This is a genomic window from uncultured Campylobacter sp. (assembly GCF_938045625.1).
Classification (GTDB): domain Bacteria; phylum Campylobacterota; class Campylobacteria; order Campylobacterales; family Campylobacteraceae; genus Campylobacter_A.
In genome coordinates this window covers 22,308-37,805 of sequence record NZ_CALIAV010000055.1, presented here as the reverse complement: position 1 = coordinate 37,805, position 15,498 = coordinate 22,308, and the positions used below count along the sequence as shown (strand labels likewise).

General features: G+C 46.4%; 13 protein-coding genes. All 13 read right to left on the bottom strand.

The annotated features are described in order from the left end of the window. Positions 1 to 116 precede the first annotated feature (116 nt). On the bottom strand, positions 117 to 2,213 hold the full coding sequence (mnmC, locus tag Q0386_RS05570) for a bifunctional tRNA (5-methylaminomethyl-2-thiouridine)(34)-methyltransferase MnmD/FAD-dependent 5-carboxymethylaminomethyl-2-thiouridine(34) oxidoreductase MnmC (protein ID WP_299028250.1): 2,097 nt from the start codon (positions 2,211 to 2,213) through the stop codon (positions 117 to 119). Next, a complete protein-coding gene (locus Q0386_RS05565) occupies positions 2,210 to 3,931 on the bottom strand; it encodes an N-acetylmuramoyl-L-alanine amidase (RefSeq protein ID WP_299028247.1) in 1,722 nt (573 codons plus the stop codon). The genes mnmC and Q0386_RS05565 overlap by 4 nt, the downstream gene beginning before the upstream one ends. Next, positions 3,915 to 5,006, bottom strand: coding sequence for a nitronate monooxygenase (locus Q0386_RS05560; protein WP_299028244.1), 1,092 nt, complete (start codon positions 5,004 to 5,006; stop codon positions 3,915 to 3,917). Before Q0386_RS05560 ends, Q0386_RS05565 begins: the two co-directional genes overlap by 17 nt. Further along, positions 5,006 to 6,214, bottom strand: coding sequence for a tyrosine--tRNA ligase (gene tyrS / locus Q0386_RS05555; protein ID WP_299028241.1), 1,209 nt, complete (start codon positions 6,212 to 6,214; stop codon positions 5,006 to 5,008). Before tyrS ends, Q0386_RS05560 begins: the two co-directional genes overlap by 1 nt. Before the next feature lie 17 nt (positions 6,215 to 6,231). Continuing rightward, positions 6,232 to 8,430, bottom strand: coding sequence for a RelA/SpoT family protein (locus Q0386_RS05550; protein ID WP_299028238.1), 2,199 nt, complete (start codon positions 8,428 to 8,430; stop codon positions 6,232 to 6,234). Continuing rightward, entirely contained in the window at positions 8,414 to 8,632 is a 219-nt protein-coding gene (locus Q0386_RS05545) for a DNA-directed RNA polymerase subunit omega (RefSeq protein WP_185898514.1), read from the bottom strand. Before Q0386_RS05545 ends, Q0386_RS05550 begins: the two co-directional genes overlap by 17 nt. A 15-nt stretch (positions 8,633 to 8,647) precedes the next feature. Beyond that, on the bottom strand, positions 8,648 to 9,367 hold the full coding sequence (gene pyrH / locus Q0386_RS05540; RefSeq protein ID WP_299028235.1) for a UMP kinase: 720 nt from the start codon (positions 9,365 to 9,367) through the stop codon (positions 8,648 to 8,650). 71 nt (positions 9,368 to 9,438) lie between these two features. Next, positions 9,439 to 10,689, bottom strand: a complete 1,251-nt coding sequence (locus Q0386_RS05535; protein ID WP_299028232.1) for a peptidoglycan DD-metalloendopeptidase family protein — start codon at positions 10,687 to 10,689, stop codon at positions 9,439 to 9,441. After that, positions 10,686 to 11,495 carry an FtsX-like permease family protein gene (locus Q0386_RS05530; RefSeq protein ID WP_299028230.1) on the bottom strand — a complete coding sequence of 270 codons (810 nt, stop codon included), beginning with the start codon at positions 11,493 to 11,495 and terminating at the stop codon, positions 10,686 to 10,688. The genes Q0386_RS05535 and Q0386_RS05530 overlap by 4 nt, the downstream gene beginning before the upstream one ends. After that, a complete protein-coding gene (locus tag Q0386_RS05525) occupies positions 11,482 to 12,153 on the bottom strand; it encodes a cell division ATP-binding protein FtsE (protein ID WP_299028227.1) in 672 nt (223 codons plus the stop codon). Before Q0386_RS05525 ends, Q0386_RS05530 begins: the two co-directional genes overlap by 14 nt. Next, positions 12,137 to 13,312 (bottom strand): tRNA (guanosine(46)-N7)-methyltransferase TrmB, encoded by a 1,176-nt coding sequence (trmB, locus tag Q0386_RS05520; protein ID WP_299028224.1) that lies wholly within the window; start codon positions 13,310 to 13,312, stop codon positions 12,137 to 12,139. The genes Q0386_RS05525 and trmB overlap by 17 nt, the downstream gene beginning before the upstream one ends. Continuing rightward, complete coding sequence (locus tag Q0386_RS05515; RefSeq protein ID WP_299028221.1) at positions 13,312 to 14,529, bottom strand: hypothetical protein; 1,218 nt, start codon at positions 14,527 to 14,529, stop codon at positions 13,312 to 13,314. Before Q0386_RS05515 ends, trmB begins: the two co-directional genes overlap by 1 nt. Further along, entirely contained in the window at positions 14,459 to 15,475 is a 1,017-nt protein-coding gene (locus tag Q0386_RS05510; protein WP_299028218.1) for an RluA family pseudouridine synthase, read from the bottom strand. The genes Q0386_RS05515 and Q0386_RS05510 overlap by 71 nt, the downstream gene beginning before the upstream one ends. Between the last annotated feature and the right edge of the window lie 23 nt (positions 15,476 to 15,498).

Here is a 15,498-nt window from a genome sequence, read left to right as displayed (position 1 = left end):
CGGCTAAATTTATAAAAAATAAAATTTGATCAGTACCAGCCGCTGCCTCAAATTTATGCCGAATTTGACGTAAAAATAAATAACGTAAAATCAGACTTTAAAATCCAACTTTATGCCTACTTTAGCCCTTTTTTGAGTTTCCTAACGAGAAATCTCGCCAAGTGAAGCTCGCCAAAAAGCGATTTTTCGATGCAAAGCGGGCGGTCAAAAATAAGATCGCAGATGAGCTCGGCGCCAAGCACGGCAGTACAGAGCCCGCGCGAGCCGTGAGCGGTGCTAACGTAGACGTTTGGCACGTATTTTGGATGCGGATTGGACTTGCCCTTCGTCCAAAGCAGCGACTTATAGGTATCTTTATAAAAATCCTCGTTGTAAAGCCGCCCGATGAGCGGAAAACGGTCGCCGCTATAGCTGCGGTAGCCAACTTTTGAGCCGATTATTCGGACGTTTTGCGGTATTTTAGCCGCGATGTTTGAGCTTTTTTCAGGTGCGGTCAAATTTGACGCATCTTGCGTCTGCGCCGAATCATCAGTAGTCTCGGTACGCAAATCCGTATTTTTACTCAAATTTATATCGTTCCTACTCGTTTCCAAACGATTTAAATTTTCAGCAGCGCCGTCTGGGCCGGTAGTCAAATTTAAATCCTGCCCGCTTAAATTTAGCCGCTCGCTTTTAGCAAATTTACCGTCCAAAAACTCGGCAACGTCGGCTAAATTTTTCTCATCGTCACTAGAGCGCGGCTCGTCCAAAAAAAGATTTCTATCGTAAGTCGCGCCGATAACCTGCACGCCCTCGGCAGGCGGGCAGACATAGCCTTTAGCGCTAAAAGGCGCAGACGTCAAAACGGCGGGCTCGATATGCGTGACCTGGCCGCGAACGGAGCTAAGCCTGATGTCGTAGTCCGCAAAGAGCTCCATACTCTCGCTACCGATAGCAAGTACAAGCACGTCGGCGTTGATGGTTTGCCCGTCTTTAAAATGCGCCCTAACCGCGCCACCCTCAAGAGTCTCAAAGCCCGTAAATTCGCAGTTTAAAAGCGTTTTTATGCCCATGCTTGCCGCCTTGCACATCTTTCTGGGGCGAGCTTTTGCGCCATTAAAAATAAACGCGCTAGCGTAAGGCTCGTCATCAAATTTTAGCTCAAAAATGCCGTTGTCCGCGTCAAATTTGTGCCACTCGTAAAAGCGCTCCAGCGTCTTTTGCTCGTACGCGTAGTCCATCGCGCCGCAAAACTCTATCTCCTCAGCACCCAGATTTCGCTCATAAAAGCGCGCCGCCTGCAAAAACGCGTTCATGTGCATGCGGCCTAAATTTACGGTTGGCTTCGTGATAAGCGGCATCAAAATACCGCAGTGATTTCCAGAGCCGTTTAGCGCGATATCGCCACGCTTTTCGGCGATCGTGACATCTAGTCCGCGCTGACGCAACTTAAACGCGCAAACGCAGCCAGCCACTCCGCCGCCGATCACTAGCGCACTCTTTGGCGTAGCCCTGCTAGCTGGATCAAATCTGCTAAACCAAATTTCACCCTCAGCTTGCCGCTCGCCGGTAAATTTAGCGCGCAACATCTCTCGCTTTTTGCCGTAACCTTTTAGCAAATTTACTTCAAAACCACTATTTTGCAGTGCTCTTTTTAACGCGCCCGAAGCCGAGTACGTACAAACGCTAGCGCCCAATGCACATAAATTTGCGATTTTAGCGCAAACCAGCTCGCTCCACATCGCTTCGTTTTTAGCCGGCGCAAAGCCATCCATAAAAACAGCATCCGCAATAAAACTAAGCTCATCCAAAACCTCAGCCACGTCGCCAAAGCACAAGGTAAGCGTAACGTTTGGAGCCAAATTTAACCTATGAAATCCGCGAATAAGCGGAGGATAGGCATCCAAAAGCTCTCTCGAAACATCCTCAAGCTCGCTAAAATTCGCGTAAATTTTAGCTAGATCGTCTCTGGCGATCGGCGCTTTTTCGATACTGACGAAATTTAAAAATTTATCCGTGTTTTTAAATCTTTTAAAGGCGCAAAGAAAATTTAGCCCCGTGCCAAATCCAGCCTCAAGCACGTTAAATTCACTCTTTTTGTTCCAGATTTCGTCAAAAACGGAGTTAAAAACATACTCGCTCTGGCCGATAGGGTCGTCTGCGTTAAAGTAAATGTCGTCAAATTCGGGATTAAACGGGATGCCGCCCTTTAAAACGACTCGCGCGCTTTTCATTGCTGGTTTGAAAAATAGACGTCTATGCCGTCTGCGAGCCCCTTGGCTAGGGCGTCTTGGTATTTTGAGTTATTTATGAGATCACCTTCGCTAGGGTGAGTGATGTAGCCGACCTCAAGCAGCACCGCAGGCATCAGCGCGCCCACTAGCACCCAAAAAGGCGCCTCGCGAACGCCGCCGTCGGAGGCCTTTGAGCTCACTGATTTTGCTCGCGCTAAAACTTCGCGTTGAACGTCGATGGCGAGCTTGTTTGAGGCGATGATTTTCTCGCGGTTAAGGAAATTTAAAAATGTCTGCTTAGAAAAATAGTTCATCTCCTCGATGTCGGATTTATTTTCCAGGGCAGCGGCGTTTTTGCTACGCTCAGAACGAGCCGGCGAGAGGAAAAACGTCTCTATGCCGCGCATAGTCGCTGCCTTGGTTTTGCTCGGCGCGGCGTTTGCGTGGATGGAGATAAAGAGGTCTGCGGCCTTGTCATTGGCGTATTTCGTGCGGTCGCGAAGGTTGATAAATTTATCCTTACTACGAGTGTAATACACCTTGTAGCCGCGTCCTTGCAGCTCCTTGCCGGCCTTTTGCGCGATACTTAGCACGATATTTTTTTCTTTTAGCGATCCGTTTATAGCCCCCGGATCATCGCCGCCGTGTCCTGCGTCAAGGACGACAACCTTACCTTTAGCGCTTGTGATTTTTTTAGTGCTTGTCGTTTTTACGGGCGCCAGCACAATTTCTTGCTCATCCTTTTCGGTGGTGCTTTGGGTACTTTTAGCATCCGTCTTGGTCTGCGCGGCAACTTTTTCTTGCTTTTGCTGAGCGAGCTTTTGATTTTGACCTTGATGTTGAGTTGCTTTTTGCTGTTGTATTTGAGTTATTTCAGATTTCGAATTTGCAGCGATTTTGGGGAGCTCTTTCTTGATAGACGGTTGATGATTTTTTTGTTTACTGTTTTGACTCGTTAAATTTTGGCTTTGCGTGGGCTTAGCCTTTGAGAAAATTAAAGACTGATTATCGACTCTAAGTTTTAAATTTGGCTCGAATTGACTTACGAATACCACCCTAACGGTTTTTTCGTCAAACTGACTTATGCGGATCTCATCCACCAGGTAGTTCTTAAATCTTTGCAGTTTTCCGCCACTCCAAATTCCTTTAAATTCATATATCGTCTTATAAGACCCTTTTTGATTTAGGTCAGTTTTTTTGATATCGTTACCGTTTAACTGGCGGCTAAATTTTAGCTCGAAATTTCCGTCGTTATCCAAAGCTTCTAGAAGCTGCAAAGTTTGATTTTTGACGGTTTTGGCATTTTGGGCGGCCAGCGGAGCCGAGGATAGCTGGCTCAGTTTTACTTCTTTTTGCTTTGGCTCTTGTTTTTGTTGTTCTTTTTTGACCTGCTTTATTTCTTGTTTTGGTTTTTCTTCGCTTGGCTTTGTAGACTGCGGTATGCTCGCGAGCTCTTTTTCATACGGTTTGGTATCTAGCCCTAGGGCTTTTGAACTTTTTATAAGTCTAGTTAGGCTTTGGACTCTTAAATTTACGTTATTTTCCATTATGGATTTTACGTAAAGAGTCCTTAGCTCTTGATGCATTGCGATCTTTTCTTTATTGGCTGCGCTATCAAAATTTTTATCGAATTTATCTAAACTCGATAAAGCGCTTGCGCAAACCGCACTATTCAAAAAAAATAGAAGTATTAAAAATAATTTAACTATCTTCGCCATTTATCAGTTTTTCAAATAGTTCTTTCACGCTTATTATCTCGTTTAGCTTGTATCCGTTGGCGCCGGTAAAAAACAGCCCCGTGTCCTTTCGTCCCGCGAATGCGTCGTAAAGACGGTCTGCGATACAGTAGCCGACTTCTTTGGCTTCCTTGCCGCGCTGGCACGGGCTTACGCAGTTGCTTACGCAGCTGATTTTTGGACCCTGGCGCTTATCGACTAGGTTTATTAAATTCGTCCTAACGCCGCGCGCAGGGTAGCCTACCGGGCTTTTGATCAGCTCGATGTCCTCTTTTTTGGCCGCTAGCAACACTTGCTTAAACTCCTCACTAGCGTCGCACTCGTGCGTACCGATAAAGCGAGTGCCCATCTGTACGCCGTTTGCGCCAAGCGAGATAGCCTTATCGATATCATTTTTATCCCAGATACCGCCCGCCGCAAATAGCGGAAAATCGCCCCACTGCTTTATCTCTTCGCTAACTGGCGTTATCAAATTTTCCAGGCTGTACGCGGGATCGATACACTGCTCGTATGTAAATCCCTGGTGCCCGCCGCTAAGAGGCCCCTCGAGCACCACCGCGTCTGGAAGCCTGCCGTAGCGCCCTTGCCAGCGTTTGCAGATGATTTTTAGCGCCTTTGCCGAGGACACGATAGGAACCAAAGCCACGTCTGGGTAGTCTACTGTAAATTCTGGCAAATTCGTCGGTAGCCCAGCGCCCGTGATGATCACGTTTATGCCGTGGTCGCAGGCGTCTTTTACGATACGCTCGTAGTCGTTGCTGGCGTACAAAATATTGACCCCAAGAGGCCTATCGCCGCAAATTTTACGCGCATTATCAATGACGGCTTTTAGCCCCTCTCGCGAGTAGAAATTTCCGCTGCCGTAGGGCTTTGCGTTTAGCTCTTTGGTGATATATTTTCGCCCTTCGTAGTAGCCCGTTCCTACCGAGCTTATGACGCCTAGGCCACCTTCTAGGCTGACGTTTCCAGCGAGCCTATCCCAACTGATACCAAGCCCCATTCCGCCTTGGATTATCGGGTATTTTATATCGTATTTTCCGATTTTTACGGGTTGCATCAGGTTACCTTTAGTTTTGCAAATTTACGCTTGCCGACCTGCAAGACGTATTCGCCAGCGCCCAGCTTTAGCTGCTCGTCGGCGATCTTTTCTTGATTTAGGCTGACGGCGTTTGCCGCGATGTCTCGGCGCGCCTGAGAGCTGCTAGCGCATAGTCCGCAGTGAGTGAGCGCTTGCACGATCCAAGCGGGAGCCAAGAGCTCAAACTCGTCCATCTCGGTCGGGATCAAATTTTGCGAATGCACGCGGTCAAATTCGGCCTTTGCCTCTTTCGCCACCGCCTCGCCGTTATATCTAGCCGTGATTTCTAGCGCGAGAGCCTCTTTTACGGCTTTTGGGTGAGCTTTGCCGCTAGCTACGTCCGCTTTCAAATTTGCGATTTCTTCCGTGCTTTTTTCGCTAAGAAGCTCGTACCAGCGCCACATCAGCTCGTCGCTCACGCTTAAAACCTTAGCAAACATATCGTTTGGCTCGTCGGTCACGCCGATGTAGTTTCCTAGGCTCTTACTCATTTTATTTACGCCGTCAAGCCCCTCTAAAAGCGGCATCATGATGACGGCTTGTTCTTTGCCGACGTTGTAAACTCGCTGCAAGGTTCGCCCCATTAAAAGGTTAAATTTCTGATCCGTACCGCCCATCTCGATATCGCACTTCATCGCGACGCTGTCGTAGCCCTGAAGGAGCGGATATAAAAATTCGCTAATCGAGATCGAGGCGCCGCTTTTATATCTTTTTTCGAAATCATCGCGCTCAAGCATCCTAGCCACCGCAAAGGTGCTAGTTAGTTCCACGATGCCCGCGGCTCCCAGCTCGTTTAGCCACTTGGAGTTAAACATTATCTTAGTTTTTTGCGGGTCTAGGATTTTAAAAACCTGCTCCTCGTAGGTTTTAGCATTTGCCGCCACGGTCTCGCGGTCTAGCTTTTTTCGCGTCTGACTTTTGCCGCTAGGATCGCCGATTTGCCCCGTGAAATCGCCTATCAAAAACTGCACTATCGCTCCATGCTTTTGCAAAAGAGCCATCTTTTGAAGCACTACAGTGTGGCCCAGGTGTAGATCCGGAGCCGTCGGATCAAAACCTGCTTTAACGTAGAAATTTTCGCCCTTTTCATAGTAGTTTTTTACTAAATTTTCGACGCGCTCCTCGTCTATCATCTCGGCGACGCCTTTTTTTATATCGCTCATTATTTTGTTCAAATTTTCGCCCATTTTCTCTCCTAAATTTATTAATGTCCGTATGCGTCGTCAAGCGACACGAAGTCGATGATCTTGTAGCGATCTCTTAGTCGTTCTTTTATCTCGTTTACGTTCAAATTTTCGCCAAGCTCGATCGTCAGCTCAAAAAAGTCCGCCGTCGCCTCTCTAGTTTCGGTGAGGCTGATAGTTACGAGATCGACCTGCATTTTTGCCATATATGTCAAAAACTCCGCAAGCGACCCGCGTCTGTTTTCTAGGCTCAAGATAATCTTAAATCTATGCGGAGCGACTCGCGTCCATTTGACGAAAATCATCTCGTTTTTTTCTTCGGCTAGCTTCATAAACCGCTCGCAAAGCTTGTGGTGGACGGTGACATGGTGATAGTTTCTAAATCCCACGATATCGTCGCCGCGCTTTGGATTGCAGCAGTAATCAAACTCGATGCTGTTTATCTTGTGATTCGAGTAGATCACGATGTTTTCAAATTTTTGCTTTTTGACGTTATATTTATCCGTCATCGCGATAGCAAACGGACGGTCTCTTTTTACATATTTTTTTAGCGCATTGACCACATCTTGTAGGTAAACCGAGTCAAACGCGGCTCTAAAAATTTTCTTGGTCAAATTTTCAGTCTCTAGCCACTGCTCGATGGTTGTTGAAGGTACCGCGAAAATGCCGCTTAAAATTTCGATCGCGACCATATTGTTGATATCTCTTATCTTTTGCTTGCAGTACGATCGAATCGTGGCTCTAGCCTTACCGGTTTTTACGCTGCCTAGCCACGAACAGCGGTATTTTGGCTCATCTCCGGTTACGATACTCACGATATCGCCGTTTTTTAGCTCCGTTAGTAGCGGCACGCGCACGCGGTTTACGTAGGCTTCTTTAGCATGCAAGCCTACGTGCGTGTGTATCTCGTAAGCGTAGTCAAGCGCCGTTGCGCCGCGCGGTAGCGTAAATATATCGCCCTTTGGCGAATAAACCGCGACGTCCTCGACGTAGAGGCTGTCTTTTGCGTATTCGTAGAGCTCCTCGGGGTTTTCGCTTGCTTCCTCCATGCCGTTTTCTATGCCGCTGATATCGCTTAGCCAGTCAAGTTTCGGGTTTAAAAAGCCGCCGCTTTTATATTTCCAGTGCGCCGCGACGCCGTACTCTGCGGTTTTATGCATGTCAAAAGTACGAATTTGAACCTCAAAGATGCTTTTGTTATCAAATATCGTAGTGTGTATCGTTTGGTAGCCGTTTTGCTTCGGAAGCGCGACGTAGTCTTTAAAACGCGAGATTAGAGGGTTAAAATTTATATGCAAATTTCCAAGTACCAAATAGCAATCCTGCGGCTCTTTAACCAGTACGCGCGCAGCTAGCAGGTCTAGCACCTCCTCGATCGAGATGCCTTTTCGCTGCATTTTTAAGTAAATCGAGTAGTGATGTTTGATACGTTTTTGTATCTCAAAGTCGTTTTCGCTAAAGCCGTTTTTGAGTAAAATTTGAAAAATTTTATCGGTAAACGCGTTTAGCTTTAGCACAAGTTGCTGTTTGTGCTCGGTTAAGTAGTCGTCGATTTTTTTGTACTCTTCTGGCAAAGCATACTTAAAGCTAAGATCCTCAAGCACGTTTTTGATCGACGAAATGCCTAGCCTATGCGCGATCGGAGCATAAACCATCAGCGTCTCTTCAGCGATTCGCTTTTGCTTTTCAGGACGCAAAGCTTGCAGGGTTAGCATGTTGTGTAGCCTATCGCAAAGCTTTACCACGAGCACTCTCACGTCCTCGATAGATATTAGCAACATCTTGCGAAATGTCATCGCAGACGCCGCCAAACGCTCGTTTGACTCCGAGCTTGCGAGCTTATCTTCTCTGATGGCTACGATTTTTGTTAGTCCCTCGACTAGCTTTGCGACCTCTTCGCCAAAGTCCTCTCGCACGCTCTCTATCGATCTATCCGTATCCTCAACCACGTCATGAAGCAAGGCGGCGATAATCATATCCTCGTCCCCGCCCATGTGCGCCACGATGCAGGACACTAGGATAGGGTGTATAGCATACGGTTCGCCGCTTTTTCTAAACTGTCCGGCATGCGAGATAACGCAGCACTCGATCGCTCGCTCTAAATTCGGCGTAAAAATTATCAGCTCGCTAAGTAACTGCCTCGCCTGAGCGACGTCCTTGCAAGCGGTTATATCGTCGATTAATTGTTCTAGTAAAAATCCGCTATTTAGCTGCTTCAACTATACCCTCTAAAGCTATCTTGCCCTCAGCTATCTCGCGTAGGGCGATATCGGCAAATTTCATCTTAGTAACGTCGATATCAAGCAAGCTTTTTGCGCCGCCGGCTAGAGCCTCGGCCCTTTTTGCTACGACTAGAGCCAGCTTATATCTATCGTCTCCGACGAGTTTTAGAGCCTTTGCCGCTACTTCTTCAGATCTCATTTATTCTCCTTAAATTTAATTTCTTACGATAGAGCAAAACGCACTCTCGTCGCCTTGTATGATTTTGAGCAGGTTTCCGTCTTTAAACATATTGCACACCAAGATCGGTAGCGAATTATCCTTAGCTAGCGCGATAGCAGTATCGTCCATCACTTTGATATCATCACTCATAGCAAGCTCGTAGTTTAGCTCTTTTAGGAGCTTCGCGTTTTCAAATTTATGCGGGTCTTTGTCGTAAACGCCGTCTACTTTCGTAGCTTTGATTATCATATCTGAATCTATCTCGATAGCGCGCAGTGTAGCCGCCGTATCAGTAGTGAAAAACGGATTTCCTGTTCCCGCAGCAAAGATCACGACGCGACCTTTTTCAAGGTGTCTGTTCGCGCGTCCGACAATGAAGGTTTCACAGATGGCTTCCATCTTTATCGCGCTTTGTACGCGCACGTCCAGACCTACGCTCTCTAGCGCTTCTCTCATCGCGATAGAGTTTATCACGGTAGCTAGCATGCCCATGTGATCACCGCTGGTGCGCTTTATGATGCCGTCTCTAGCCGCGCTAACGCCGCGTATGATGTTACCTCCGCCGATGACGATGCCCACCTGGATGCCCTTTTCGACTAGCTCTTTGATCTGTTTTGCGATAAATTTAAGCACCGCGTTATCTATGCCAAAGCCGCTGTCTCCAGCTAGCGCCTCGCCTGAAAATTTAACTAAAATTCGCTTTTTTCGCTCCATTTTTCATCTCCTTAAATTTTCGGATTCTAGCTAAATTTGCTTTAAATTTTGCTAATCTCGGCGCGCAGGTGCTATTTTAGGCTGATTAGCTCAAGGGGGTCTATGTGGTAGTTTTTCTGCGTAACTTCAAAGGTTAGATCTCGCTGCACGCGCCCGATGACGTAGCCTTTTTGCACTTTTGCGCCCACTTTTACGGTAGGGGCGATCTGGCTAAGGTGCGCGTAGATCGTGTGGATGCCGTTTGGATTTTCGATGATGACTACTTTATCTAGCATCGCAGTTTCTTTAGCAAAGACCACTTTGCCGTTAAAGACGCTTTTTACCTTTGCGTCGGCCGAATTTGCGCTAAGCACGACCGATTCGTTAAAAATTTTGATGTTATAGATGGGATCTACATAGTTGCCGAATTTTTGTTTAACCGTAAAGCCGTCAAGCGGCGCGATAGTCTTTTCACCGCTGTATTTTTTAACAAGACTCGTTTGATAGCTTGAGCCAAACTGCTTCACGTCGCCCTCAGATGCGCTTGCCACGGCCTCGCCTTTTTTATCTTTCTTATTTTTTTGAGCTTTAGCCTCAGCCGCTCTTTGTGCAGCCAGAGCTTTTTTGGCCTCCTCGCTCTCTCTTTTTGCGACGATTTTTAGCTCTTCTAGCGTCTTTCTGATTTCGTCCTGTTGAGCTTGCAGGCGAGAGAGTTGCTTTTGATAAATTTCCTTATCCCGCTTTAAATTTGCCAGCGTTTTCATCTGCTTATCTTGCAAGGAAACGAGCTCAGCTTGCTTAAATTTAAAGGTTTTTAAATTTGACTTTATCCCGTCTATCTTATCGTTTTGGGTTTTTATCAAATTTTGCGTGCTTTCGTACTGCTTGGCTAGCTCGTTAAAATCATCCTTTAGCACCGAGTTTAGCTTGCTTAAAATCTCAGTCGCGATGATGCTATCCACGCCCTCCTCGTACTCTTTTGGCATTATAAGGTCGAAAGAAAACTCGTCCGAGATGATACGCACGATACTTTTTTGGATATTTTTTTGACTTTGCGTTAGGTCTTTGTTTTGCTTTACTAGCTCGTCAAGCTCGCCGCTAGCGCTTTTTGCGCTATTTTCCAGCTGCGCTATTTGGACGATGAGCTCTTTCATCTTGTCGTCGGTTTGCTTGACGCTTTTTTCGCCGCCGAGTATGTCGCCGGCCAGGTCGTCGAGCTTTTTGTTTAGCTGCTTTTCGAGCTCTTTTGAGGACTCGAGATAGGTCGTTTGATTTTTTATCTTTTCGCCCGTGCTCGCGTTTAAGCAAATCATGGCGGCCAGCAAAACGTAAATTTTTCTCATATCGCCGTTGCTTTTCTGGTTACGAGATAAACGGCTAAAAAACTAATCACAAGCGAAACGCCTAGCAGTACTCCGCCCTCGTAAAGCAGATCAATCGCTGGCAAATTTATATTTAGATCCGCAGCGACCTCTTTAACGGGCTGCAAATCCGGCAAGATAATGTAAAAAACCGCCACCAAAACGGTCGCTATAAACGAATCAAACAACGCGTTTTTGTATAACGCGCCCGATTTTAGCCACGACGGAGCTCCCAGTAGCGTCATTATCTCTATGCGCTCCTTGTGCTCGTATAGCCAAATTCGCATCTGTTTTGCGATGAGCATAAGCCCGATTAACCCGATTAACCCCGAAAATATCGCCGAAATATTTTTAATCAGCTGCATGATTTTATAAATTTTATCATGCGTTTTTGAAAATGTCTCAACCCTGCTCACGCCGTTAATCTTTGAAATTTTATCCTTTATCTCTTGCATATATTGGGTGCTTGGAAAGGCATTTAGCTTTAGCGAGTAAAATTTAGGCAACGCATTTTGCAAAACGGCGATATTTTTTGATGAAATATCTTTAGAGAGCTTCTCTAGTACGGGCTTTGAACTAAGCGGTTCAAGAGATTCAAACGTATGAATGAGCGGCTTTACGTCGGTAGCGTTTAGCTCGTTTTGACTTACGATGATGATGTTGTAGTCTTTATTCATCACGGACTCGTACTCGTCCACCACTCGCCCGACTAGCAATATAAACTGAATGCCCACGAGTAACGCCATAAGCGGAATTATAGTGCTTAAGTGGTTTTTAAGGAATTTCATATAGGCGTCCATTTTCTATAGCAAGATGTCTATAGGGTACTCTTAGCGAGCTTGGCACCCTGTGCGTGACGACCACGATGCAGGTACCCAAAAACTCCTTAGCCGAACGCAAAAGTCCCCAGATAACGTCGCTTGAGTATTCATCAAGGCTACCCGTCGGCTCGTCGCAAAGTAGCAAATTTGGATTATGCGCGAGTGCCCTAGCCATCGCGGCTCGCTGCTGTTCGCCGCCGCTTAGCTCGTTTGGATATTTGTGCGCTCTGTGGAGCAAATTTACGTGCTTTAAAAGCTTGGTCGCCTGATTTTTACAAACGTTAGCGCTAAGACCTTTTATCATCAGCGGCAGCATCACATTTTTTTCGATATTCCACTCGCTTATCAGGCGGTAGTTTTGAAAAACTACGCCGATGCGCTGCCTTAGTTTATCCAGATTTTGCCCGCCTAGATTCATCATATCGGTTAGGCAGACGTTTAGCGAGCCAGCACTTGGTTTTATCTCGCCGTAAAAAGATTTTAAAAGCGTCGATTTGCCGCTACCGCTTTGCCCGGTGATAAAAACGAAATCATTGGCGTAAATGTCAAATTTTGCGTCCGTTATGAGCTTTTCGCAGCCCTCGTATCCTAGGCAAAGCCCGCTTGCGCTAATTATTTTTTGCATCCGCCAAATACTCCTTCAACGCAAGATGCGCCTTTAAATTTTCAGCCGTAACGAGCGGCTTTTTTATAAAATATTCCGCGCCTTTTTCGCCGAGCAAAACATAGCAGTGCTCGGGCGCGTTAAATGCGCCAAACGCGGTGCGAATCAAAATTTCGCCGTCTTTTTCGTATTTTTCTTCCAAATGCAAGAAAAAATCATCTTCTTTTATCGTTTGGTTGCTAAATTTAGCCGCGACCTTGCTCGCGTCGTAGCCGTTTTCAAATTTTAGCTCGCCCTGATCAGCTCTTGGTTCGCTTTGCTTTTCGCAGGTAAAGATAACGTCGTAAATATCTTTTTGGTGCCTTTTCCAGCGGTCTTCATATTTGCTACTTACTTTTAGATCGCGGTTTTTATAAATTTGCACGTCGGCGTCGCTCAAATTTAAAATTTGAGTCAAAGTAAAGTCCGCATACTCGCGGCTATCGGTTCGCAGCTCAAATTTGCCGCCTACTTTTAGAGTTCGCTCGCACTCCAGGGCAAATTTAGCCGACGCCACACGCCTATGAGGAGCGTCGTCCCAAGGCACTGGAAAATGAAGGAAAATTTTATCTATAAAATTTGACTCCACAAGCGATAAAAGTAGCCTCGCGTCGCAGTTTACGAGCATGATGTTGTTTAGATTTTTGGCTTTTGCCAGCTTGGCTACCTGCTCGAGCGAGGGCTTGTAGACCTCGATGCCAATAACTAGCGTATTTGGGTTGTTTTCAGCCTGAAATAGCAAGTGTCTGCCCGATCCAAATCCGATCTCGATAAATTTGCTCTCAAATTCACTCTGATTTAAATTTTCAAGCAACTCGCTCACGCTAAAAATAGCTGAGTCTTTTTGAGTGAGGCGCGTATTTTTTACCGCGATAGCTTCGCTTAAAATTTGATCGCAATAAAGCTCTTTAAATTTCACCAAAGCATTTTGCAAAAGCCCTATTTTCGCAGGCTTCGTTAGCTTTTCGCCCTTTACGACCCAGTCGTTTTCGCGCTTTTTTAGCGTGATAAAAAACTCCTCGCTAGAGCTTTTTGTATAAACGAGACTAACGCCCTGTCTGCCGTGAGCCTCCCACAAAAAGCTTATCTCGCCGCACTCTTTTGGAGTAAAATTTACGTTTTTAGCTATAAAATTGGGCATTATTCGACGGCTATCTCGGCTTTAGCAGAAGCGTCGGAGCTTATGCCGTATTCATCCACGGCGATAACTTTGTAGCTATATTTTTGCCCGTAAGCAACGCTATTATCGACAAATTCATTGCCCGTTATATTTGTAAATTTCTGCTCGCTTCCGCCGCCGTCTCTTATAACAGTAAAGCTTCTAGCCTTATCAGAGGCATTCCACGCTAGCTTAACCGCCGTGCTGTCGGCCACGATAGAGGATACGACCGGCGCGTCGATAGCTCCTAGCGTCATACCGATGATAGGCTCGCTAGGCTTTTTAGACTCTAAGCCGTCTTTATCGACGATGGTGATTTTATAGTACCTAGTCGCGCCGTTTTCGTTTATGAGATCCTCGTAGCTATTAGACGTGGTTTTCACTAGGTATGTATACGGCATAAATTTGCTTGACGCGCTGTAAATTTTATAGTAGCCAAAGTCGTCGCTAGCCACGCTATCCCACGTCAAAATAATCTTTTTAGGCACGTCTTTAGTAGCCTGCGCATTTACGACCTCGCTTGGTAGCTGCTTTGTCGTAGAGTCCACGATCTCGCTAGGTTTTGAGATCGTTCCACTGGTAGTTTTTACGAAAACTCTATATTTGTAGCTTCTGCCAGGCTTCACATCATCATCGATATATTCGGCGTTTAGTCTGCCTTTTACCTCGGCGATTTGCCTCCAGTTTTCTTTATTTATATCGGCTTTTTCGACGACGTAAGACGCCACGCGAAGGTCTGGATGAGGTCTCCAGATGAGTTTCACGCGCTCGGGTAAATTCGTAAGCGCTCTAACAAAAGGCACGGAATCCATAAGCGCCTTAGTAGTGGCGCTAACGATCATGCCTGGGCCTGAAATTTGCTTGCTCACGTTGTACGTTCTCATCTCGTAGGTATATGTTGTCTCCGGAGCTAAATTTGCGTCCACGTAGTGGCTGGCAAAGCGGTCTTTTATGTCGGCTACGACCTTCATTTTGCCGTTATTTTCGTTTGGATTTGAGCGGTATAGATAGTAGCCCGCGACGTTTGATGTCGGAGTCGGCGTCCACTCAAAGCCAACTTCGGTCATATCGCTGATGGTTTTTAGGCTCTGGACGGTCGGCAAATTCGGATTTACTTGCGCAGGGCCGCTAGAGGATACGCATCCACTCATCACAATGGCTAAAGAGCTCGCTAAGCCCCATAAAATCAATCTTTTCATCTATATTCTCCTTGCTAAATTTGCTAAGTAAAATTTCACTAAAATCATCCCAGACTGGCGCTACGAAGCTCATTTGCTCGCCCGTGCGCGGATGCGTGAAATATAGCCCGTAGGCGTGAAGCATTACTCGGCCGATTTTATCCTTTTCGCTCTTAAAACCGTATAAAGCATCGCCCAAAATATGGCGGTTTAGGCTAGCTAGATGCACTCTGATCTGATGAGTCCTGCCTGTAAAAAGCTTTGCCGCGATCAAATTTACGCCCGCGTTTTTGTCCCGCACGGGGCCGTCAAATTCGCTAAAAAGTAAATTCGCAAAGGCGCTTTTTGCCGCGCGGCCGTCCGAAACGATCGCCTTTTTTAGGCGGTTAGCGGGGTTTCGTCCGATAGCTCGCTCGACGATGCAGTTTTGCTTGAGCGGCATATCGGTTAGCGCTAGATATATGCGCCCCATGCTTTTGTCGCTTAGCTGTTTTGAGAGCGCGGCGTGAGCGGCGTTATTTTTAGCCACGACGATAGCTCCGCTAGTGCCTTTATCTAGCCTGTGCACGATGCCCGCCCTACTTTGCCCGCTTAAATTTGACAGCAAAAATCCCTTTGCTCCCAGCCAGTCCACAAGCGTGGGCTCCTTGACGCTAGGAGCGGGATGGACGACTAAATTTGCCGGTTTATTTAGCACGAGCAAATCCTCATCCTCGTAGATGATCGGCACTTCAAATTCCGCTTCAAATTTAGTCGTATCAGGCTCGCTTTGCTCAAATTTGATCCTCAAAACATCGCCCAAATTTAGCTTTACGGAAGGCTTGTTTAGCGGCTTGCCGTTTAGGCTAACCGACCCGCTTTTTATCAAATTTAGCGCTTGATTTCTAGCGACGTTTAGCTCAGCGGCCAAAAACGCATCCGCCCTCGTCTGCACGCCGTCTAAAATTTTGATCTCTTTTTCCGTCATTTTTAGATTTGTTTCCTTTAAAA